General features: G+C 29.3%; 17 protein-coding genes. 9 read left to right on the top strand and 8 right to left on the bottom strand.

Annotated features, from left to right (window positions below):
• Positions 1 to 4: 4 nt before the first annotated feature.
• From SHK09_RS07380 to SHK09_RS07355, 6 genes are all read right to left on the bottom strand, one after another.
• A complete protein-coding gene (locus SHK09_RS07380) occupies positions 5 to 2,863 on the bottom strand; it encodes a DUF5060 domain-containing protein (protein WP_319810143.1) in 2,859 nt (952 codons plus the stop codon).
• A 268-nt stretch (positions 2,864 to 3,131) separates the two neighbouring features.
• Complete coding sequence (gene fsa, locus SHK09_RS07375; protein ID WP_319810142.1) at positions 3,132 to 3,785, bottom strand: fructose-6-phosphate aldolase; 654 nt, start codon at positions 3,783 to 3,785, stop codon at positions 3,132 to 3,134.
• Between the two features lie 10 nt (positions 3,786 to 3,795).
• Positions 3,796 to 5,835 (bottom strand): transketolase, encoded by a 2,040-nt coding sequence (locus tag SHK09_RS07370; protein WP_319810141.1) that lies wholly within the window; start codon positions 5,833 to 5,835, stop codon positions 3,796 to 3,798.
• Between the two features lie 64 nt (positions 5,836 to 5,899).
• Positions 5,900 to 7,324: a D-xylose transporter XylE gene (gene xylE / locus SHK09_RS07365; RefSeq protein WP_319810140.1), complete on the bottom strand. Its 1,425-nt coding sequence runs from the start codon at positions 7,322 to 7,324 to the stop codon at positions 5,900 to 5,902.
• Positions 7,325 to 7,417: 93 nt separating this feature from the next.
• A complete protein-coding gene (xylA, locus tag SHK09_RS07360) occupies positions 7,418 to 8,743 on the bottom strand; it encodes a xylose isomerase (RefSeq protein ID WP_319810417.1) in 1,326 nt (441 codons plus the stop codon).
• Positions 8,744 to 8,890: 147 nt separating this feature from the next.
• The gene (locus tag SHK09_RS07355) at positions 8,891 to 10,375 is read right to left on the bottom strand and encodes a xylulokinase (protein WP_319810139.1); all 1,485 of its coding nucleotides are present in this window, start codon (positions 10,373 to 10,375) and stop codon (positions 8,891 to 8,893) included.
• Between the two features lie 968 nt (positions 10,376 to 11,343).
• Here SHK09_RS07355 and SHK09_RS07350 point away from each other — a divergent pair.
• Entirely contained in the window at positions 11,344 to 12,429 is a 1,086-nt protein-coding gene (locus tag SHK09_RS07350; protein ID WP_319810138.1) for a glycosyltransferase, read from the top strand.
• On the opposite strand, the gene SHK09_RS07345 is transcribed toward SHK09_RS07350, so the two are convergent.
• Positions 12,430 to 13,278, bottom strand: a complete 849-nt coding sequence (locus SHK09_RS07345) for a 2OG-Fe(II) oxygenase (RefSeq protein ID WP_319810137.1) — start codon at positions 13,276 to 13,278, stop codon at positions 12,430 to 12,432.
• 25 nt (positions 13,279 to 13,303) lie between these two features.
• On the opposite strand from SHK09_RS07345, the gene SHK09_RS07340 reads away from it, so the two are divergent.
• On the top strand, positions 13,304 to 14,419 hold the full coding sequence (locus SHK09_RS07340) for a hypothetical protein (protein WP_319810136.1): 1,116 nt from the start codon (positions 13,304 to 13,306) through the stop codon (positions 14,417 to 14,419).
• Here SHK09_RS07340 and SHK09_RS07335 read toward each other — a convergent pair.
• Complete coding sequence (locus tag SHK09_RS07335) at positions 14,409 to 15,095, bottom strand: cell division ATP-binding protein FtsE (protein WP_319810135.1); 687 nt, start codon at positions 15,093 to 15,095, stop codon at positions 14,409 to 14,411. The two genes, SHK09_RS07340 and SHK09_RS07335, sit on opposite strands and share 11 nt — an antisense overlap.
• Before the next feature lie 160 nt (positions 15,096 to 15,255).
• Between SHK09_RS07335 and SHK09_RS07330 the strand changes: the two genes are divergently transcribed.
• From SHK09_RS07330 to SHK09_RS07300, 7 genes are read left to right on the top strand one after another with little or no spacing between them, the layout of a single operon-like run.
• Positions 15,256 to 18,294 carry a tetratricopeptide repeat protein gene (locus SHK09_RS07330; RefSeq protein ID WP_319810134.1) on the top strand — a complete coding sequence of 1,013 codons (3,039 nt, stop codon included), beginning with the start codon at positions 15,256 to 15,258 and terminating at the stop codon, positions 18,292 to 18,294.
• The gene (locus SHK09_RS07325) at positions 18,294 to 20,063 is read left to right on the top strand and encodes a TonB-dependent receptor (protein WP_319810133.1); all 1,770 of its coding nucleotides are present in this window, start codon (positions 18,294 to 18,296) and stop codon (positions 20,061 to 20,063) included. Before SHK09_RS07330 ends, SHK09_RS07325 begins: the two co-directional genes overlap by 1 nt.
• A 44-nt stretch (positions 20,064 to 20,107) precedes the next feature.
• The gene (locus SHK09_RS07320; RefSeq protein WP_319810132.1) at positions 20,108 to 20,827 is read left to right on the top strand and encodes a hypothetical protein; all 720 of its coding nucleotides are present in this window, start codon (positions 20,108 to 20,110) and stop codon (positions 20,825 to 20,827) included.
• Positions 20,828 to 20,884: 57 nt separating this feature from the next.
• Positions 20,885 to 22,315 carry a M20/M25/M40 family metallo-hydrolase gene (locus SHK09_RS07315; RefSeq protein ID WP_319810131.1) on the top strand — a complete coding sequence of 477 codons (1,431 nt, stop codon included), beginning with the start codon at positions 20,885 to 20,887 and terminating at the stop codon, positions 22,313 to 22,315.
• 5 nt (positions 22,316 to 22,320) lie between these two features.
• Positions 22,321 to 22,683 (top strand): MauE/DoxX family redox-associated membrane protein, encoded by a 363-nt coding sequence (locus SHK09_RS07310; RefSeq protein WP_319810130.1) that lies wholly within the window; start codon positions 22,321 to 22,323, stop codon positions 22,681 to 22,683.
• 16 nt (positions 22,684 to 22,699) lie between these two features.
• Positions 22,700 to 24,313, top strand: a complete 1,614-nt coding sequence (locus SHK09_RS07305; RefSeq protein WP_319810129.1) for an amidohydrolase — start codon at positions 22,700 to 22,702, stop codon at positions 24,311 to 24,313.
• 44 nt (positions 24,314 to 24,357) lie between these two features.
• Positions 24,358 to 24,807, top strand: a complete 450-nt coding sequence (locus SHK09_RS07300) for an FKBP-type peptidyl-prolyl cis-trans isomerase (RefSeq protein ID WP_319810128.1) — start codon at positions 24,358 to 24,360, stop codon at positions 24,805 to 24,807.
• Positions 24,808 to 24,891: the final 84 nt, after the last annotated feature.

Genomic DNA, 24,891 nt, shown 5'->3' with positions numbered 1-24,891 from the left:
AATTTTAATTAGGGTTAAAGTTACTATTTTTTGATAAAATAAATCGATCCATTTTAAAACCATCTTCTCTCATCGAAAAAGACAAAACATATTCACCTACTTTATCAAAATTTAAATAAACAGTTTTTTCTTTACCACAATGGTTATCTGGCATTCTTTGTGCAGAAGACCAGCTCCATTTATTTTTTCCTTCACACCATTGTATTCTCGCTCCACTTTCTTGCCAATTTTCATTAAAACCAACATGTACACCATTATCTTCTGTACCTGTAGAAAGTGCATTTACCCAAATATAATATTTTCCAGGATTATTTATTTTTATTTTATATGAAATAACACCTCCTGTACCAGAAACCGGAAAGAAATTTTCACCTAAAATAAGTGTATCATCATGGGTAACTCTAGTATCTGGTAAAGCTTCAATATAACTATTTTTATTGGCAGATTTACTATAATTTGCATTAGATAAATTTTCACTTACTTTATCGTTTAAAGATCTTACAACCCAATTTCTTTTTGTGCTATTATTATTTTTATAATGATAGTTTTCTGCTTCAATTTCTAACATTCCATCTTTTTCTTCAAATGGTTTTATATCTGCTAACGTTTTTAATAGCGAATAATTTTTAGGCGTAAAAGTGATAGAATTCCATCTTCCTCTAGACCAAGCCGTTTCATTTCCTTCTGGTATTAAACCATTAGTAACCGCTTTAGATGTAATTTCTATAATGTCATTTTCATGTAAATAAACAGTATTAACTTGATGTCTAATACTTTTAAAAGACTCGGAAACTCTAGGGTTTTTAATAGTATCTAATGCAGCTCCATTAATTTTAATAACATAAGCAGATTCACCATCATTTTCTGCAGTTGTAACAAAAGTAAATTTATAGGTACCTGTAGCTCCTTTAAATTTAGAAATTGCAGTTGCAAATTTATTTCTATTATCTTTTTCTGATGCATTAATTGCTAATACATTGTTAGGATAATCTTTGTAATAAGACAACCCATTATTTTCTAATAAATCGAAATCTTGAATAGCATTTAAACTAATAATTTTTTGCTCCTTTTCTAGAGAACTTTCTTTTTTATTTTTAGTAGATTTAATAAGTGCAACCCAATCTTTATCTTTATTTGGTGGAAAACCAATTGATTTTTTGCCTCCTCCAGTAATTTTTTTAATTGAACCATTTAATAGTTTTCCACCAGTTCTTGGGTTATACCATTTAACAGAGAATTTTTTTGTAGAACCAAATAAATTTATTTTAGTTTCCTCTACTTCAGACAAATATATCGCATAAACTTCATCATTTTTAGCAAAAACGTAATCATCTGAATTTTCAGTTAAACCATCTGCTGCATACATTTTATCAAAAGGCAAGTACTTATTAAAAAAATCTAATGCATGTTTTGTTTGATCCCATACATTTCCTCTAGATCTCCAATCTTCACAATTTAAATCGTTATGTGCATATTTATAACCAAAATACCATTCTACTCCTGCTCCTCCAGCCATTAAGTTTCCCCACAGAACTTCCTTTCTTATCGCATCATGGTTTGGGTCATCTGCATCTGGTTTTGCTCCTGCATCTGCAGGCCCAATTTCATCTTGAGAAACAACCCAGTTTTTACCTGTTAATTGAGATTCATTAATCCATTTTTTTGTAATATTATGAATTAAATTAGGGTTAGCAGTTTGCATAGAAGAACCATCTAGAAACTCATATCCTAATAAAGGCTTTAAATATAAATCTTGTTCTTTTGGAACAGAATGTGTATGCAAGACAACAAAATTCTGATAAGGATCATGTGTTTTAATATACTTAGCCATTGCTTTTCTATCTGCATCACTTTGCCCTTTTGGAGACCAATGTACAGGTCCATTTTCTTCACCTAAATTCCAAGTAATTGCTAAATGATGTGAAAATCTTGCAATTAATTCTCTGTAATATAGTTTACGTTGCGTTTTTAGTTCGCCAATATCTAATAGTAATTCATTTTCTGTTTCCTGTGTAACAATATGTAACATTAAACCCAAATCATCCATATGATCAAAGACAACTTCCCACTGATCTAATTTACTTGTATCAAAACGAGTTCTATCATTTTTAGTAATCCAAGGCCACACATCTTTTCCATCTCCTTGCACGTTCATTGTTAAAAAATAAACAGAATTCATTCCTTTATACGCTAAATAATTTAGTGCTCCAATAATATTTTTTCCTTTTCCGTTTTTCCAAGTTGGGTTTCCTTCTTTCCAATCTTTAGCATGAGGCTCGTATTTATGAGTTGCTGGTGTTTCATCAAACTCGTAATATCCTAAAAAGTTTTCTGGGCTATCTGTACCTCCTTTTAAAAATGGCTTATTAGACTCAGAGTAATATAAGTAACGTTGGTCTTTATAAATTAATCTACCATCGGTTCTATTTTTACTTTTTTTTATTATAAAACTTCCTGTTTCAGTGTCAAAACCAACAGATTCACCTACTTTTTCATCATCATTTATAGCAATTTCATTTCCTTTTTTAAAGGAAGCTTTGTAGCTCCATTTACCAATTTTATTTGGCATAAAACGCACTTGCCAAACAGCACCTTTTTTAGCACTTGTTTCTGCAGCGTTTCCATCGGTAGCAAAAAAACCAGGAATCGTTATTTCTTCATCTCCATTTTTAAAAGTAACATTTAATCTATAATTTAAAAACGGATTGTCTTCATCATTCTCACTAAATTCTTCATGATTAAAACTAATTGTTACCTTGTTCCATTTCTCTAATTTTCCCTCAATTTTTCCTTGAGAAAATAAAGTAAAATTTGAAATGAACACTAAAAAACATAAAATTAAATTCCTTTTACTTACCGACATAAAGTTAAATTTTATTTTTTAAAAAATATATACCGAAGTCTTTTAAATTAATAACGCTTCAATATTTGTATGATGAATAAAAATACTTTTAAACTAAAATTATGGATAACAAAAAACGTGCATGATATGTTATAGATTCTGCAAATACTAAAGTTAACACTAACTTAACCTTAATAAAACCTAATCTTCAATTATTTATAGAACAAAAAAAAGATGAATTCTAAATTGAATTCACCTTTTTCTTTTCTTCGGAACAATACTTCTAATACTAATTCCCTTTCTTGTAATCAGCTAAAAATTGTGCCAATCCACTATCTGTTAATGGGTGTTTTAATAAACCTGTAATAGATGATAAAGGTCCAGTCATTACATCAGAACCTAATTTTGCACAGTTTATAACATGCATAGTATTTCTAACAGATGCTGCTAAAATTTGTGATTTAAACCCGTAGTTATCATAAATTAATCTCATTTCTGAAATTAGGTTTAAACCATCAGTAGAAATATCATCTAACCTCCCTAAAAACGGAGAAACATATGTTGCTCCTGCTTTAGCAGCCAATAATGCTTGACCAGCAGAAAATATTAAGGTTACATTCGTTTTAATTCCTTTATCCGAAAAATATTTACATGCTTTTACACCATCTGCAATCATAGGTAATTTCACTACAATTTGTGGATGTAAAGCTGCTAATTCTTCTCCTTGTTTTATCATTCCATCATAGTCTGTAGCAATTACTTCTGCAGAAACATCACCTTCTACAAGATCACATATTTTTTTGTAATGATTTAAAATATTTTGTGCACCTGTAATACCTTCTTTTGCCATTAAAGATGGGTTTGTTGTTACACCATCTAAAACCCCTAAAGCTTCTGCTTCTGCAATATCATTAAGATTTGCTGTGTCTATAAAAAATTTCATACTTTTATTTTTATACTGTTTTTAAATATTCTAATACTTGTTGACTTACTTTTTCTCCTGTAAATCCAAATTTATCATCTAAGATGTTTGCCGGTGCTGAATACCCAAAATGTTCCAATCCGAACACTTTACCTGCATCCCCAACCAAACCTTCTAAATTTACTGGTAAACCTGCTGTTAAACCAAATAACGGTGTATTTTTTGGAATGATACTGTTTTGGTATTCTTTAGACTGTAATCTAAATAGTCCTTCAGAAATTACAGATGCAATGTTTACTTTTAATCCGTTTTTTGCTTCTAAAATTTCTGCTGCAGCTACTAAAGTTGCTACTTCAGATCCATTAGCAACTAATACTACATCAGGGTTTTCTACTTCTTTTACTAAATACCCACCTTTTTCAGCAGCTAATGCTTCTTTATATCTAGATGATGCTCCTTTGGTTGGTAAATCTTTAATTCCTTGTCTTGATAAAATTAAACCTGTTGGCGAATTTTTATTTTCTAAAGCCATTTTCCATGCAACACTTGTTTCTGCAGAATCTGCAGGACGTAAAGCTAAGAAACTTGGGTTTCCACTATGATTTTTTAATTTTTCTAACAATCTAATTTGTGCTTCTTGTTCTACTGGTTGATGTGTTGGTCCGTCTTCTCCAACTCTAAAAGCATCATGTGTCCACACATATTTTACACCCAATTCTTGAATACCACTTAAACGAATAGCTGGTTTCATATAATCTGAAAACACAAAGAAAGTAGCTACTACAGGAATAATACCTCCATGTAATGCAATTCCGTTTGCAATACAAGACATAGTTAACTCTGCAACACCTGCTTGTAAAAAGGATCCTGAAAAATCACCTTTTTTAAGTGCGTGAGTTTTCTTTAAGAATCCGTCTGTTTTATCAGAATTTGATAAATCTGCAGAGGAAACAATCATATTTTCTACATTTTCAGCCAAATACCCTAAAACCCCAGATGAAGCTGCTCTCGAAGCTAAACCGGCTTTATGTTCAATACCTTCAAAATCTAATTCTGGTAATTCTCCTGATAAAAAGAAATCTAATTTTGCTGCTAATTCTGTGTTTGCTTCTCTCCAAATAGAAATATCTACTTTTTTCTCTTTTGCTTCAATTATTTTTCTCTCTAATAATTCTTTATAAAAGACACTAACATCTTCGTAAATATCAAAAGGACTTTCTGGATTTGCACCTAAATTTAATAAAGTTTTTGTATAATCTGCACCTGAAGCTCCAATTGGTTGTCCGTGTAATTCACATTCACCTTCAAAAGTTTTATCATCAGATGTTACACAACCTTTACCCATAATTGTTTTACCAATAATTAAGGTTGGTTTTTCAGTTTCTGCATTCGCATCTTTTAATGCTTTTCTTATTTCATCATGATTATGACCATCAATAGTAACTACTTTCCAACCCCAAGCTTTGTACTTCATAGCTGTATCTTCAGAAGTAACTTCATCAGTTGGTGTCGATAATTGAATATCATTAGAATCATAGAACATAATAAAATTGTTTAGTCCTAAATGACCTGCAATTCTACCAGCTCCTTGTGATATTTCTTCTTGAACTCCACCATCAGAAATAAAACCATAAACTTTATGATCCATCCAATTTCCAAAACGAGCTTTTAAGAATTTAGCTGCAATTGCTGCACCAACTCCCATAGTATGTCCCTGACCTAAAGGTCCTGATGTATTTTCGATTCCTCTTGCAACATCTACTTCTGGGTGACCAGGAGTAATTGAACCCCATTGTCTAAAATTAGCAACATCATCTTTTTCATAGTTTCCTAAAAGATAATATTGTGCATACATTAAAGTTGATAAATGACCTGCATCCATGAAAAAACGATCTCTAAATGCCCAAGTCATATCTGATGGATCGAAATTAAAGAATTCTGAATATAAGATGTGCATAAAATCTGCACCTCCCATTGGTCCTCCAGGATGTCCTGAATTTGCTTTTTCTACCATTGCAACAGCTAAAGCTCTAATATTATCTGCTGATTGTTGGTCTATTTTTGTATTCATTTTTTTTAATTTATAAATTAACCTAATTGAGAAATAGTGGTTTCAGTTAGGATTTTTTTTTTAATTATTTCTTTTTCCAAAGACTTTCCATCTCTTCTAATGTTTTCCCCTTTGTTTCTGGAACATATTTCATGATAAACAACATTGCTAAAACACTCATAATTCCATAAATCCAATACGCAAATCCATGGTTAAATAAGCCCGTTAAATAAGAATTATCATTCATCATAGGAAAGGTTAAAGACACTAAATAGTTAGAAATCCATTGTGCTGCAACTGCAATAGCCAAAGCTTTTCCTCTAATTTTATTTGGAAAAATCTCTGCTAATAAAACCCAAGTTACAGGACCCCAACTCATGGCAAAACTTGCAACATACAACATCATACAAAACAATGCGAAATAGCCAGTTGCGCCTAAATAAAATACGAAGCCTAAGCTAACCATTGCTACAGCCATACCTGCTGCTCCAATAATCATTAATGGTTTTCTACCGTACTTATCTACTGTTTTTACAGCGACAATAGTAAATAAGAAGTTTACAACACCTACAATAATAGTCATTAACAAGGCACTATCTGTACCAGATGAAATAGTTTTAAAAATTTCTGGAGCGTAATACAACACTACGTTTATCCCCACAAATTGTTGAAAAATAGAAAGTAAAACTCCAATGATAATTACTAACCAACCAAAAGATAAAAGGTTACCAGATGTTTTCTCATTCATAGAATCTTGTATTTCTACAAAAACTCGATTCCCTTCTTCTTTACCATTTACTTTTATTAAAACATCTAAAGCTTCTTCTTGTTTGTTTCGTAATACTAAAGATCTTGGCGTGTCTGGAACAAAGAATAAAAGTCCTAAAAATAAGCCTGCAGGTATTACTTCAGAAGCAAACATCCATCTCCAACCAACTTCATTTAACCAAGCGTCTGAACCACCACCTTTAGAAATAAAATAGTTTACAAAATAAACTACCATAAACCCTCCAACAATTGCTAACTGATTAAAAGAAACCAATTTACCTCTACTTTTTGCTGGTGAAATTTCTGCTATGTATAAAGGAGATAACATAGATGCTAAACCTACTCCAATACCTCCAATAATTCTATACACAATAAATATTGTAGAATAGGTATGATCTAGTTCACCAAAGGTTCCAATAAACATTTCTGGCATTGCAGAACCTAAAGCTGAAATTAAAAACAAAATTGCGGCCAGTACTAATCCTTTTTTTCTTCCTAATTTTTTACTAACTAACCCTCCAAAAACCCCACCAATTATACAACCAATTAGTGCACTTGACACTAAAAAACCTTTAAAAGCACTTGCTGCTGTTTCTGATAAGCCTTTGGGAATTACAAAAAAACTATCTAGAGAACCTACAGTTCCTGAAATTACACCGGTATCATACCCAAATAGTAAACCACCTAAAGTAGCTACTAATGTTAATTTAATAAGATATCCTGAATTTGTTGGTTTTCCCATGATTTTCTAGAAGTTAGTTTTTTTTAAGTGTTTTTAAAACTGAGTTTTATTAAAAAACCTTTCAAATTTAAAATCTGAAAGGTTTCTTTGTATTTATATATGTTGATTGATAATATTCTCAAACAACTCTTGTTTACCACTTTGTAATTTTAATTCCCCATTTTCTTGAGCAATGTTGTATAAATCCTTAAGATCTAATTTACCTCCTTCAAAATCTTTTCCTTTTCCTGCATCAAAAGAGCTGTATCTTTTTTCTCTTAAAGAGTTATAAGCAGAAGAAGTCATAATTTTATCTGCAGTTAATAATGCTCTAGCAAATGTATCTGCTCCACCAATATGTGCATGAAAAACATCTTCCATATCTGTTGAATTTCTTCTGATTTTTGCATCAAAATTAACTCCACCACCTTGTAAACCTCCAGCTTCAATGAATACTAACATTGCTTCTGTTGTTTCTTGTATATTGTTAGGAAACTGATCTGTATCCCAACCGTTTTGGTAATCTCCTCTGTTTGCATCGATACTTCCTAACATTCCTGCTTTGGCAGCAACAGCCATTTCGTGTTGCATTGTATGTTGTGCTAAAGTTGCATGATTTACTTCAATATTCATTTTAAAATCTTTGTCTAAACCGTATTCTTTTAAGAATCCGATTGCAGTTGCAGAATCAAAGTCATATTGATGTTTCATTGGCTCCATTGGCTTAGGCTCTATAAAGAATGTTCCTTTAAAACCTTGCGCTCTTGCGTAATCTCTTGCCATTGTTAAGAATTGTGCCATGTGATCTAACTCACGACCCATATCTGTGTTTAATAAAGACATGTAACCTTCTCGACCTCCCCAAAAAACAAAATTTTCTCCTCCTAATTTAATAGTAGCGTCAATAGCCAATTTTACTTGTGCACCAGCTCTAGCTAACACATTAAAGTCTGGGTTTGTAGAAGCACCATTCATGTAACGTGGGTTAGAAAAACAGTTTGCTGTTCCCCATAATAATTTTACACCACTTTCTTCTTGCTTAATTTTTATATAATCTGTAATTGTTGCTAATCTTTGTTCAGATTCTTCGAAAGTTGCTCCTTCTTGCACTAAATCAAAATCGTGAAAACAGAAATAATCGAAGCCCATTTTGTTAATAAATTCAAAAGCTGCATCTGCTTTATCTTTTGCTGCTTGAATTGGGTCTGAATCTTTATCCCATTCGAAACTCTGAGTTCCAGGACCAAAAGGATCTCCACCTTGACCACAGAATGTATGCCAATAAGCGATTGAGAACTTAAACCATTCTTTCATTTTTTTACCTGCAACTACTTGTTCTGGATTGTAGTATTTAAAAGCCATTGGATTGTCTGACTCTTTACCTTCGAATTGAATTTTGTTGATTCCTTTAAAATATTCTTTATTTGCCATTATAATAATTGTTTATTAGTGTAATTCTTTTATTGTATTCTATAATATTGCGTTAGGGATTGAAGCATCTGTTTGAGCTCTTTTTTACTTTTTTAAGTAAAAAAAGCGAGTGCGTAAAGCCCGACCTTTTTAGGTAACGCCCAAAAATTTATTTTTTTATTGATTTTTTAAAACGAGTTCTAATTCTTTTTTCCAATTTGCATAGGCTTCTAAGTATGGTTTTTTGTCTTTAAAGGGCATAAATGTCATAACATGATCATTGTCCATTATTACTTTTCCGAAAGCTTCAAAATCGCCTTTGTGTAAATTTGCTGCTCTTGCGGCACCAATAGCACCGGTTGTATTGTAAATTTCGATTTCTTGCTCTATTAAAGTTGCTACCGTATTTGCAAATATTTCTGAACGGAATAGATTATCGTTTCCTGCTCTAATAACGCTAGGTTTAATTCCGTCTGATTTCATGATTTCCATACCGTACACAAATGAGAATGCGATACCCTCTAAAGCAGCTCTACACATGTGCCCTTTGTGATGGTTGTTTAGGTTCATGTTAACAATTCGTGTTCCAATTTCTTTGTTATTTAGCATGCGTTCTGCTCCGTTACCAAAAGGAATTAAACAAACTCCGTCTGATCCTACAGGTATTTCTGAGGCTAAAATATTCATTTCTTCATAAGAGTCTACTGCCAAATTATTTAACAACCAACGATACTGAATTCCGGCTCCGTTGATGTTTAGCAGTTTACCTATTATTGAATTTGATTTTGTATAATTTACGTGTGCAAAATTATTTACACGTGTGCTTTCTTTTCCTGACAAGCTTTCTGTAACTGCATACACAACACCAGATGTACCACCTGTTGCGGCAACTTCGCCTGGATTAAATACATTTAATGAAAGTGCATTATTTGGTTGGTCTCCTGCTCTATAAAAAATTGGAGTTCCAGCAGCTATTCCTGTTTCTTCTTCTCCTTTTTCATCTACTAAAGATTGAATACCAAAGGTGTCTACAATATCTGGCACTAAATCTTTATTTATACCGTAATGTGTTAAAAGAAAATCTGCTATAGAGTTTTCTTTGAAGTCCCAAAAAATACCTTCTGATAAGCCAGAAATAGTTGTATTTATTTTATTCGAAAATTTAAAGGCAACATAATCTCCTGGTAACATAAATTTATGAATCTTACTGTAGATGTCTGGTTCATTTTCTTGTACCCATTTTAATTTTGATGCTGTAAAATTTGCTGGAGAGTTTAATAAATGAGAAGCACACTTTTCTTCGCCAATCTCATTAAATGCAGTATTTCCTATTGCTACGGCTCTACTATCGCACCAAATAATACTTTTACGAAGTGGATTCCCTTTTTTATCTACCAACACCAAACCGTGCATTTGATACGAAATACCAATACCTTTAATTTGTGTTCTACTTATATTGTATTCTTTTTTTAGCTTCGTAATTGCATTGCAAATATGTAGCCACCAATCGTTTGGTTTTTGTTCTGCCCAACCATTTTTCTGAGCAAACATGCCCATTTCTTCTTTAGGTTCTTGTACAACTCCTAAACTTTTTCCTGTTTCTACTTCTACTAAAGCAGCTTTTATAGAAGAACTCCCAATGTCTAATCCTAAATAATACAAACCTTCTTGTTTTAAGTTAAAAAAAAATGGCTTAACACAGTTTATAATTCTTAAGCCTTTTATCGAGTAATAAAATTACTTTTAAACATAATAAAGCAATAACAAAAAACGTGCATGATGTATTATAGAATATGCAAATTGCCCTATTAGCAAAGAGAAATTTTAAATTATCTCTTATAATAGACCTGAAGTAGATTAAAAAATCTAAAAAACTAAAAAGATTATTTGTGTAAACGGTAGACCGTTAATAATTCAATTTTTTACTAATTTTATTTTAACATAATTCCCTCTTATTGCATTCCTTTTAATAGAACTATAAAGAGGTTATTATTTTTAATATTATTGTACGTTAATTTATTATAACCAGACATTTTAAACTCTAATTAACTACTAAATAAAATTGTTTTCTTAATTGCTTGAAGCTTTTGGGTTAGTTAAATAGTATAATTAAAATAACAGCGTCTACTTATTATTAAAAAACCTCTAACTATTAATAGTTAGAGGTTTTTATTTTTTAAAATATGTTTTTTATTTACTTATTGTTATTCCCTTTTTTAATAATTATAGATGTTGGTAAAAAAGGAATTTTTAGATACTTAACTTTACATTCATTGCATTTGTAAATCTTGGCGTTAAAAAGAACTTTTAAAAAAGAACCTCTAGCTATTCTTTTTTTATGACCAGATTTACATGAGGGACATTTACTCATATGTTTTATCTATTTTGAATTAAAGCATTAAATCTGATTTACAAAAATTTAAATCTATTTTATTTTATAAATAAAAAAAAGCGAAAGACTTTATACTTTTTACACAATTCTAATTAATATACTGCGAATATAATAAATTAAACAGACTAAAAGGATGTCTTTCTTAATAATCAAATTATACGAATGTTTTTTATGCGGAAATAAGTTTAGTATCATTAATTAAAATTAATGTTTTTATATTGCACAAAAAATATTTAATTTGAAAAGAGTTATTGTTACCGTTACAAACGATTTATCTACAGACCAAAGAGTCGCTAAAGTATGTAACACATTAACAAATAATAATTTTAACGTTCTACTTATTGGGAGGAAACTTAATAATAGTAAGAAATTAAACCGCAATTATAAGACTAAAAGATTTAATTTATTTTTTAATAGTGGCTTTCTTTTCTTTGCAGAATATAACTTCCGCCTTTTTTTATATTTATTGTTTACAAAAAAAGATATCTTATTATCTAATGATTTAGATACGTTATTACCTAATTACTTGGTAGGTAAAATTCTAAACAAAAAAATTGTTTTTGATAGCCATGAGCTTTTTCCCGAAATACCAGAACTAGTAAACAGACCAAAGGTAAAAAAAGTGTGGCTTGCTCTAGAAAAGTGGATGTTACCAAAATTAAAAAACAACTACACTGTTTGCAATAGTATTGCACAATTTTATAAAGAGGAATACAATAGTTCTTTTAAAACAATAATGAATCTTCCTACTAAAAAAGAAATCGAATTAGGAAGTTTTCCTTTTGAAAAAACAACAAAAAAAGTAATATTATATCAAGGTGCTATTAATATTGGGCGTGGTTTAGAGTTAATAATAGCTGCTATGAAATTCTTAGAGAATCATATTTTAGTTATTATTGGTGATGGTGATATTTATAAGCATTTAAAAAAACAAAATACTTTAGACCAACAAAGTAAAAACGTTGTTTTCTTAGGTAAAATGGCACCTAATGAATTATATAAATTAACTCCGCTTGCAGATTTAGGAATAAGTTTAGAAGAAGATTTAGGGTTAAATTATCGATTTGCATTGCCCAATAAAATCTTTGATTATATACAGGCAGAAGTTCCTGTTTTAGTATCTGATTTACCAGAAATGAGTAAGATTATAAATAAGTATAATGTTGGTGAAATAGTTGTTGATAGAACCCCAAAAAAAATAGCTTTTCAAATTAATCAAATTTTAAACAAAGATTTTACCAAAGAATTAAAACTGGCAAAAAAAGAGTTGATCTGGGAAAAACAAGAAGATAAGTTACTTACTATCTTTAATAATTTAAAATAATTATTTTTTATATTGATGTGGGTTTTCTCTAACTCCTTTTTTAAATAATCTGCGCATATTAGATCGCAAACCATTATCTATTCTTAAGAAAATATCTTTTATTTTTTCTGAAGATCTTCCTCTAAAGGTTGTAATATGAAATGTATCTGAGTTTAGAAAAGGTGTATCAGAAAAATAATAATTAGAGACACAACACCTTACATCATCCTTTAAAACCTTACTTACAGAGTGCCAAGATTTTTGATGCGTTGTCATAACAACCAACCTATTAAACTTACTTTCTATAGTAGTTTGCTTCTTTTTTAAACCTTCTGGCCAAATTTCTAAATTACCACCATTTTCGAGTGTCCAATTAGGTGTAACGTAATATAATAAATTTAAAACACGCCATCTTTTTCTGTCTTTATCGTGAGAGTTATCTAAATGCGGATTCAGAAAATTATCTTTTCCCATTAAAGATAAACCACCAGCGTATAAATTTTCATCTCCATAAACTGCTTCTAAATTACAAATTTCTGAAATTAATTGAATTATTCTTTCATCTTGAAAAGCATAAATTACTTCCTCTAAAAGACTATTGTAATTATTCATTTGAAAAGCAGTAAACTTAAACTCTCTTATATTTTTTCTTTTTACAGCTTCTTCTGTCGTAGGAAATTTCGCATGAATTTCAAGAGCTAATTCAGTAGGTAATAAATCATCCATAAAAAAATAACCAACAGTCTCATTTGTCTTTAAAAATTGAGTTTTTATGGCGCTTCTATTTTCTATAATCTTATTATATATTAAATCTGCAATCTCTGTTCTATTGATATTCATAATTCTTTTAGAAAGTCTAAATGTATTCATTTTTTAAATTTTACATTTGTCTTTTATGAAAAAAAGCATACATCTTGTTTCTTTCGATATTCCTTATCCTCCAAATTATGGTGGTATTATAGATGTTTTCTATAAAATAAAAGAATTACATAAGTTAGGTGTTGCTATTTATTTACACACTTATATTTTTGATAAAAAGGAGAAACAACCAAATTTAGAAAAATATTGTAAAAAAGTTTATTACTACAAAAGAAAAAATAGCTTCTTATCTTTGTTTTCTATTTTACCTTTTAGAGTTAAAAGCAGAAGTTGTAATAAGTTAATTAATAACCTTAAAAACTTAGAGTTACCAATAATTTTTGAAGGTTTACATACTGCATATCCGCTTACTAAATTCAATTTTACAAACACATACGTAAGAACACACAATATAGAACATGATTACTTTTTAGGATTGTCTAAAAGTGAACCTAATTTATTTAAAAAGACGTTCTTTTATATTGAGGCTCTCAAACTAAAAAGGTTTGAGGATATTTTAAAAAAAACGACCGGTATTTTTACAATTTCACCATTTGAACAAAACTATTTCTCTAAAATTTATGGTAAAAAAGCGTCTTATATTCCGGTTTTTCATCAAACAAAAAAAATAGAAAATAATTACAAAAAAGGAACATTTATTCTATATCATGGCGATTTAAGAGTTGCAGATAATGTTAGAGTTGCATTGTTTTTAATAGATGTTTATAAAGAATCTTCTTTTAAGTTTGTAATAGCTAGTAGTTGTAAGAACAAATTAATTTTAGCTTCTGTAAATAAATATGAAAATATTTATTTCAATGACATTCCTACTCAAAGAGAGTTAGAAGAATTATTGAACGATGCACATATAAATACACTTTTCACTTATCAGAAAACGGGCATAAAATTAAAATTATTAAATGCGCTCTATCAAGGAAAACACATTATTGCAAATACTAAAATGATAGAAGATACTGGTTTAGAACACTTATGCGAGTTGGCCAATACAAAAAATGAAGTTTTAAGAATAACAGAAAAGTTATTTGCAACAAATTATACTGATTTACAAATAGAAGCACGTCAAAAAAAATTATTTAATTTTAACACTACAGAAAACGCAAAGAAAATAATTGCTATTCTTTTTAAACTGTAGCTTGTTGTGCAACTTCAAACAACTCACCACCTTCACATTTTAAGGTCTTTTGCTTAAATTTTACTATTAATTGATAATCGTGTGTAGCCATTAAAATGGTTTTTCCACTTTTATGAATATCATTTAAAAGTTCCATCACTTCCATAGATGTTTTTGGATCTAAATTACCTGTTGGCTCATCTGCTAAAATTAATTCTGGGTCATTTAAAAGAGCTCTTGCAATAGCAACTCTTTGTTGTTCTCCTCCAGAAAGTTCAAATGGTTTTTTATCAAATTCAGCCTTTAAACCTACTTTATCTAAAACTTCATGAATCTTATTTTTCATAAGCTCTTGGTCTTTCCAACCAGTTGCTTTTAATACAAATTTTAAGTTGTCGAAAACGTTTCTATCGTTTAATAACTTAAAATCTTGAAAAACAATTCCTATTTTTCTTCTTAAAAACGGAATTTCTTTTTCTTTTAATTCTTTTAAATCAAAATTAACAATACTTCCTGTACCTTTTTGCAAACGTAAATCGCCATATAAAGTCTTCATTAAACTACTTTTTCCACTTCCTGTTTTCCCTATTAAATAGTAGAAATCTCCTTTATTAATGGTTAAATTCACTTTAGAAAGCACCAAATTATCTCTTTGATAAATTTCTGCATTTTCTAACTGTAAAACAAGATTGCTCATAATATTAAGTAGTTTCTACAAACTTAAAAGTTTCTGATGATTTTTTACTATGAAATGACAACAATTCTTATTTTTGACTAAAATTGTGATATTTTTTTGTTCATCTATCAAACAAATTAAGAAATTGTTCGTTATCCATTTTGAGAATAAAATTAACTCTATGAAATATCGTTTTTTAAAAAAACTGATTCTTTCTTTATGTATCTTCTTTGTTGCAAACAATTCTTTTTCGCAACAGACAATTGCAGATGCAACAAGTTTAACTGCATATAACAATGCTTTAAAACTATACAACACAAAAGCATATGCTGCTGCTCAAAAAACTTTTAATAAAGTTAATGAAGATGCTTCTATTGGTTCTAATCTAAAAGCAAATGCAGGTTACTATGAAGCCATGTGTGCCATAAAATTAAACCAGCCAGATGCCGATAAAAAAGTACTAAATTTTGTTGAAGAGAACCCAAATAGTAGTAAAAAAAATGCTGCTTTTTACAATGTAGCAAATTATTATTTTGCTAACAAAAGAGCTTCTTATGCTTTAAAATGGTTTAAAAAAGTAAATATTGATGACCTTTCTAATGAAAATAAGAAAGAGTTAAATTTTAAAATGGGATACTGTTTTCTAGTAACCAATAACTACACTTTAGCAAAACCACGTTTTTTACCTTTAATAAACGATGCTAAATATGGAAATGACTCTAGATATTATTATGGTTTTATTTCTTATAAATTAGAAGATTATGGTATTGCAGAATCTACTTTAAAAGAAATTGCAGATAATGATTCTTATAGAGCAGAAATTTCTTACTATTTATTAGATATTAGTTTTAAAGCAGGTAAATTTAAGCGTTGTATAGATGTTGGTTTAAAGTTATTGCCAACAATGGATAGAAAATTTAAATCTGATGTTTCTAAAATTATTGGCGAAAGTTATTTTAACCTTAAAAAATATGCAGAAGCTATTCCTTACTTAAAAGGATATAAAGGTACCAAAGGAAAATGGTTTAATACAGATTTTTACCAACTAGGTTATGCATATTACAAACAAAACGATTTTGAAAATGCTGTAAATAACTTTAATAAAATTATAGACGAAAAAAACACAGTTGCCCAAAATGCCTATTATCATTTAGGGGAGTGTTATATGAATTTAGATAAAAAAGCTGAAGCATTAAATGCTTTTAAGTCTGCTTCTAAAATGGCTTTTGATAGAAATATTAAAGAAGATGCAGCTTTAAATTACGCAAAATTAAGTTATGAAGAAGGAAATCCTTTTGAGCCAGTTTCTGAAGTTTTACAGAATTACCTAAAGACTTATCCTAAATCTAGAGCGTACAAAGAAATAAATGAATTGGTGGTTTCATCTTTTTTAAATCAGCAAGATTATACAGGTGCTTTAACATTCTTATCAGAAAAAAAATCTAAAGAAAACATAGCGTTAACTTTAGAAGTTTCTCTTTACAGAGGTATTCAATTATTTAATGAAAATAAATATACAGAAGCACTTTCTTATTTTGTTGAAGGAAAAAAATCTATAAATACAGAAATAAACCAAAGAGCGCAATACTGGGAAGCTGAAACAATTTACAGGTTAGGAAAATATAAAGATGCTTTAACAAAGTTTATTGTCTTAAATAAGTTTTTAAAATCTGAAAAAATAGACGATTTCGAATTAGTAGACTACAATATTGGTTATAGTTATTTTAAGTTAAAAGAATATGAAAATGCAGCAATTTCATTTAAAGATTTCTTAAAAAAAGATACAATTTCAGATGCCTTAAAATATGATGCCTTAATTCGTTTAGGAGATAGCTACTTCGCCACAACTAATTATAAGAAAGCAATTTCTACATATAAAAAAGTTACAGACAATTTTGGTTTAGGTGCAGATTACGCAGCCTATCAAATAGGAATGAGTTATGGTTTTATTGATGAAAATAAAAACAAAATTGCTTCATTAAAAAAAGTGATAAATGATTACCAAGTTTCTAATTTAAAAGATGATGCTTTGTACCAAATTGGTAATACATATTCTAAGCTAAAAGATCATAAAAACGCACATTTGGCATATGATAGATTGTTAGAAAAACATCCTAAAAGTATCTTTTTATCTAGGGCTTTATTAAGACAAGGTTTGCTTTATTTTAATGACAATCAAAACGCACAATCTATAATAAAATATAAAGATGTTGCTGCAAAATTCCCTAATTCTCCAGATGCTATAGAAGCCGTTGCAAATGCTAGGAATGTATATATTGAAGAAGGAAATTTAGAAGATTATGTAAATTGGATTTCTACCTTAAAATTTATAAACTTTACAAATTCTGAATTAGACAATACTACTTTTGCTGTTGCCGAAAAAAAATATTTAGAGTCTAGAGTTGGTGAAGATATTATAGGAAGCCTTCAAAAATATACTATAGATTTTCCTAACGGAAATCATAAAATGAAAGCTTATTATTACTTGGCAGATATCTTTTTTAAAGTAAAAGAATATAAAAAAGCTATTACGTATTATCAATTTATTATTGATGAAAAAAATTCTGATTATACAGAAGATTCTCTTAATAAATTAGCCCAGATTTATTTAAATAAAAATGATTTTACAAGTGCACTTCCTCTTTTAGATAAATTAGAGCAAGAGGCTTATATTTTAGAGAATACCTTATTTGCACAGAGTAATCTAATGAAAGGTTATTATGAAACCGAAGCGTATGATTTGGCTATAGAATATGCTAAAAAGTTATTACAGAGAGACAAAATAGAGACTACATTAGAAAGTGATGCAAATACAATTATTGCGAGAGCTTCTATTAAAAATGAAGATTTTGTAACTGCCGAACAATATTATACTCAGATAGAAAAAACAGCAAACGGAGAGTTAAAAGCAGAAGCTTTATATTACAACGCTTATTTTAAAAGCCAGCAAAAAAAGTATGAAGAATCTAACAAAATTGTTCAGAAATTAATTGCAAAATATGCTACTTATAAATATTGGGCGGTAAAGAGTTATGTGGTAATGGGTAAAAATTATTACGGTTTAAAAGATATATATCAAGCTACTTTTGTATTAGAAAATGTAATTAAAAACTTTAAACAGTTTGATGATATTATAAAAGATGCACAATTAGAGCTTGATGCTATTAAAGAAAACGAAGCCAAAACAAACAATTCAGTAACTCCAGAAAAAAAGAACTAATGAAAAGAGGCTTTCTTATTTATGTTATTTTAATTGGTGCACTTTCTTTTGTTGCTAATGCGCAAGAAAAAAAGAAAGATACTATTGTAGAAACAGAGGTTGTAAATGTAATTACAAAATACAACCCTAAAATTGCAGACGCAAAAAAGATAAAAAACGATCCTATTATTAAATTGCTAAAAAAAAGCGACAAGAAAAAACTTAACTACACCATTTTCTCTGCTCCTGTTGCTTCTACATTTGTTCCTAAAAGCGGTGTTGTAAAAGGAATTAATGTTGGTGTAAAAGAAAGAATATATAATAATTATTTAGCTGCTGGTTTTGGTAATTATGCAAGTCCTTATGCAGAGTTATTTATTTATAAGAATACTCGTTTCGACTATGAATATGGCATACATGCAAAATATAGTGCTTCCGAAGAAAATGTTAGAAGTTCTGCTTTAAATAGTAATTTTTTAAACTTTAGTACTGCTGCTTTTTTTAAACACGAAGAAAGGTATTTTGATTGGAAGGTAAGTTTAGACGCTGAAAGAAACAATTATAATTGGTATGGCTTACCGCAAGACAAAGTGTTTACAGACGCTGTTATAAACTCAATTGATGAAGCTCAAAATTATAGTTATTTAAAGCTAACAGGAGATTTTAAATTTCATGATTCTTACATTGACTATGGTAAAGTTTTTGCTTCTTATTTTACAGATAATTTTAAAAGTACAGAAATACTAGCTAAGTTTAATGCAAAATTAAATTTACCATTAGACTTTCTAAATAGTAATTTTAATGACCTTTCTATAGATACCGGTTTAGAGTTTCTTAAAGGAAGTTTCGAAACTACTTATAATAACTCTAGTACAATCGATTACAATCAAATTACTGTAAAAATTATTCCTGAATATAAAATACAGTATAACAACTTTTCTTTAAAAGCTGGCTTAAAAACATTTGTTTCCTTAGATACCGAAAACGATATTACCAATTTATTTGTATTTCCAGATTTATTTATACAAGCTACTATTCTTAATAAATACGTTTATACTTATGGTGGTTTAACAGGTAATCTAAAAACAAATACTTATAAAGAATTTACAGAGGAAAATCCGTATATTTCTCCCACACTACTAATTACTCAAACAGCAGAAACATCAAACTTCTTTATTGGCTTAAAAGGAAATATAACCAGAGATATTAGTTACAATTTAAAAGGAAGCTTAAAAAAGGAAGAAGACAAACCTTTGTTTTTAAGAAATAACTCTAAATCTAATGGAACAACAACAGTTTCTAACGGACAAGTTTTAAAAGGTTATGAATATGGAAATTCTTACGGTATTTATTATGATGATGTAAAATCTACCTCTATTTTTGCTGAGATAGAATACATTTACAATAAAAACCTTACCCTTTCTACACAAGTACAATATGACAATTATACAACTACAAATGCTTTAGAAAATTGGAATCTACCTAGTTTACAAGGTTCTTTCTTAGCAAAATATAAAAGAAATAAATGGTATGCAACTTCAAATATTTTTTATGTAGACGAACGTAAAGATGTTTTGTATAATGCAGAATTTCCTTCTAGTATAAGTGGTGTAGAAACTTTAACATCTTTTGTAGATGTAAATTTAAATGGTGGTTATCATTTTAATGATAAGTTTTCTGCTTTTTTAAGATTAAATAATGTCTTAAATGCAAATTATGAACGTTTTGCTAATTTTAATACACAAGGTTTTCAAATTTTAGGAGGCTTTACTTATAAGTTCGATTTTTAAGAATTACCTTTATTAAGTAGCTTTTAAAATAATTATATTTACAAATGCTTTATTACTACTTTATTCTTGGCTTACAAGCCTATTGTCTATACCATGCTTACAAAAACAGAAGCAGCTACTATTGGTTTTTTATTATCTTTTTCATTCCTTTATTAGGTTGTATTGTGTACTTAATTACACAAGTTATCAATAAAAAAGATGTAAATTCTATTACAGAAGAAATTACAAATATTGTAAACCCAACCAAGAAAATTAATAATTTACAACAAGAATTAACCTTTTCTAATACTTTTCAGAATAAAATTAATCTTGCAGATGCATATCATCAAAATAAAGATTTTAACAATGCAATTCTTAATTATGAAGCTGCATTAGAAGGTAATTTTAAAGAAGAACCTTACACTTTAAATAAGCTAATTACATGCTATTTTGAAGTCCAAAATTTCGAAAAAGTTATTCAATATTCAGAAAAAATAAATTTAGAAAAAGATTTTAAAGAAACCTTTTATTTATACGGCTTAGCATTAGAGCAAAAAGGATTCGTTGAAAAAGCAGAAAATATGCTTTTAAAGATTGATAAAAGGTATTCTAATTACGAACAAAGATTAGAATTATCGAACTTCTATATTCGAAATAATAAGAAAGAAAAGGCTAAAGAATTATTACAAGAAATTGTTTCTGAATTAAAATCGATGTCAAAAGAAAACTTTAAAAAATATAGGTTGTTGTATAATGAAGCTGAAAAAAAAATAAATGAAATTTAAATAATCTAAATTCTCATTTCATTTTCGTAATTTTAGAGCGAACTAAACTCTAAATTCATGAAAAAACTACTACTTCTAACTACTATTTCTTTGTGTATACTTTCTTGTAATAAAAAAACAGAAGAAAAAATAGCTAAAGGTTTTTCTTCGGAAGAAAAAATAGATTCAACACACATTAAAACTTTATTTAATAGCGTTTTAAAAGAAGGTAAGTCTTACGAATGGTTAAGAGACTTAACTAAGAATATTGGTGGTAGATTATCTGGTTCCCCAGAAGCTGCAAAAGCAGTTATTTGGGGAGAAAAGATAATGAACGAAGTAGGTTTAGATTCTGTTTGGTTACAGCCAGTTATGGTGCCTCATTGGGTTCGAGGAGAAAAAGAAATAGCAACTTACACAACTAACGGAATTCAAAAAAATGTGCCAATTTGTGCTTTAGGCTTTTCTATTGCAACACCAAATACAGGTATTTTAGCAGAAGTTTTAGAAGTAAAATCTCTTGATGAAGCAAAAGCTTTAGGTAAAAAAATGGAAGGTAAAATTGTGTTTTTCAATAGACCTTTTGACAATACATTAATAAATACATTTAGTGCTTATGGTGGTTGTGTAGACCAACGAGTGCAAGGTGCAGCAATCTGTGGCCAATTTGGTGCAAAAGGTGTAATTGTTCGCTCTATGACAAATTCTGTAGATGATTTTCCTCATACAGGAACCATGACTTACAACGATTTACCAAAAGAACAGCACATACCTGCAGCTGCAATTAGTAGTAATGCTGCAAATATCTTAAGTACAGATTTAGAGAAAAATCCTAATTTAAAATTCTATTTTAAACAAAGTTGTAAAACTTTACCAGACGCAGCTTCCTTTAATGTTGTTGGTGAAATTAGAGGCACAGAAACTCCAGAAAATGTTTTTGTTGTTGGTGGTCATTTAGATTCTTGGGACTTGGGTGAAGGTGCACATGATGATGGTACAGGAATTGTACAATCATTAGAAGTTGCATATTTATTCAAAAAAAATAATATAAAACCAAAAAACACCATTAGAATTGTCTTCTTTATGAATGAAGAAAACGGAACTCGTGGAGCAAAAAAATATGCAGAGTTAGCTAAATTTAACAAAGAAAACCATATTGGTGGTTTAGAGTCGGATGCTGGTGGCCATACACCAAGAGGTTTTTCTATTCAAGCAAATTCTTCAAATACAAAACTTTTACAAAGCTGGAAAAAATTATTATCGCCTTATGGCCTGCATAATTTAGATAAAGGTGGTTCTGGTGCAGATATTTCTCCGTTAAAAGGAGATGGAGTTACTTTGGTTGGTTACAGACCAGATAGCCAACGTTATTTCGATTATCATCATACAAGTAGCGATACTTTTGACAAAGTAAACAAACGCGAACTAGAATTAGGTAGTGCTTCTATGGCAAGTATTGTTTATTTAATGGACAAGTATTTATATAAAAACACTCTAATAAAACAATAATTTCTATGGAAGTTCTAATACTTATTTTAAGAATTCTATTCGGAATACTTTTTTGTTTTGCAGGAATTATGCACATTATAAAACCTAAAGTTTTCAAAAACTTTATTCCAGAATTTCTTCCAAAACTAGCAATTAACTATATTTTTGGAGTTATTGAATTCCTTTTAGGTTTTGGTTTATTCCTATCTTTAACTGTAAAAAATGCAGCCTTAGGTATTTTTATATTAATGATACTTTTTCTTCCAATTCACATTTGGGATGCCAGTAAAATTAGACCAGCAATTGGCTCTAAGAAAGTTGCTTATATTAGAATTCCATTACAATTTTTATTAATGTACTGTGCATACATTATGTATATAAACTCATAAATTAAAGAATAAAAAAATGAAAAAAAGCCTTTTACTTTTAGTTACCATCTTCTCTATTTTTTCTTGCGATAAAGAAAAAGTAGATCTAATAATTATTAACTCGAACACCTATACTGTAAATAATAATTTTGACAAAGCTGCTGCTTTCGCTGTTAAAGACGGTGTGTTTATAGCGGTTGGTAAAAATGAAGAAATTACCGGTAAATATGAGTCTAAAAATATTGTAGATGCAAAAAACCAAACAATTGTTCCTGGTTTAATTGATGCACATTGCCATTTTTATAGAATGGGCTTGCAGCAACAAAAAGTATCTTTAGAAGGCACAAAAAGTTACGATGAAGTATTGCAGAAATTAGTAGATTTTCAAAAAGAAAAAAACACCACTTTTATTACAGGTCGTGGTTGGGATCAAAATGATTGGGAAGTAAAAGAATTTCCTACAAAAGAGAAACTAGACATCTTATTTCCAACAATTCCTGTTGCTGTTGGTAGAGTTGATGGACATGCATTATTGGTAAATCAGGCTGCAATTGATTTAGCCGGAATAACAAAAGACACAAAAATTTCTGGAGGAGAAATTATGTTAAAGGACGGAGAAATCTCTGGTGTTTTAATTGATGCTGCAATGGATTTTATAAAATTACCAGAAACATCAAGAGAAGCAGCTATTAAAGGTTTATTAGATGCTGAAAAAATATCTTTTTCATACGGATTAACAACTGTTGATGATGCTGGTTTAGATAGAGAAACGATAGAATTAATAGATGATTTACAAACAAATAAAATTTTAAAAATGCGAGTTTACGCTATGGTTTCTGGTGATAAACAAGCCCAAATAGATTATTATATTAAAAAAGGTATTATTAAAACAGATAGATTAAATGTACGTTCTTTTAAAGTCTATGGCGATGGTGCTTTAGGCTCTAGAGGTGCTGCAATGCGCTCATCTTACTCAGATAGAGAAAATCATTTTGGTGCGCTAATATATGCCCCAGAAAGATATAGAGAAATTGCAAAACAAATAGCAGCTTCAGAATACCAAATGAACACGCACGCAATTGGCGATTCTGCAAATACTTGGATGCTTAAAACTTACAAAGATGTTTTAAAAGATGCAAAAAACAGACGTTGGAGAATTGAACATGCACAAATAATTTCTGAAGAAGATTTTGATCATTTTGATAATATTTTACCATCTGTACAACCAACACACGCTACTTCAGATATGTATTGGGCTGCAGATAGAATAGGAAGTAAAAGAATGAAAGGAGCTTATGCTTTTAAAGATTTGTTAAATAAATACGGTAAAATTGCTTTAGGAACAGATTTTCCTGTAGAACAAGTAAATCCGTTTTTAACATTTTATGCAGCTAGTATAAGAAAAGATTTAGAGAACTATCCTAAAGATGGGTTTCAAATGGATAATGTATTAACAAGAGAAGAAACCTTAAAGGGGATGACAATTTGGGCTGCATATTCTAATTTTGAAGAAGAAGAAAAAGGTTCTATTGAAGTTGGTAAATTTGCAGATTTCGTAATTTTAAATCAAGATATGATGACGGTTTCAGGAAGTGAAATTCCTAAAACAAAAGCTGCTGCAACTTATTTAAACGGAGAGAAAGTATATTAAAAATAATCAAAGTATATTCGCTGAAACTTCAATAAAACAAAAAAATGAAATCATATTTATATTTATTATTCTCAATAATTATTTTCTCTTCTTGTAATTCAGAAAAAAATAATTTCATACCTCAAACTGAAGCAGATATTGTTAAATACATAGAAGACAACGATCTAGACGCAACTAGAACAAATTCTGGTTTATATTATGTTATTAATAGTGAAGGTAATGGTACAAGACCTACAAGTACATCTAACGTTACTGTAAAATATAAAGGCTATTTTTTAGATGGAAGTGTTTTTGACCAAAGTGGTTCTAACGGAATTTCTTTTGGATTAAACCAAGTTATTGCTGGTTGGACAGAAGGAATAACCTATTTTAAAGAAGGAGGAGAAGGTATTCTATTAATTCCATATAATTTAGGTTATGGTATAAATGGTCGTGGATCAATTCCTGGAGGTGCAGTATTGGTTTTTGATATCAATTTAATTAGTGTTAATTAATAAAAATAAGTTAAACTAAGTCTTCTAGAAATAGGTTTTAACTTTATTTTCAAAAAAAATATTATATTTATAAAAAATTTTATT

Origin of the sequence: Polaribacter sp. PL03 (assembly GCF_033875165.1) — a bacterium.
Classification (GTDB): domain Bacteria; phylum Bacteroidota; class Bacteroidia; order Flavobacteriales; family Flavobacteriaceae; genus Polaribacter.
This window is presented reverse-complemented; position numbering and strand designations above follow the sequence as displayed.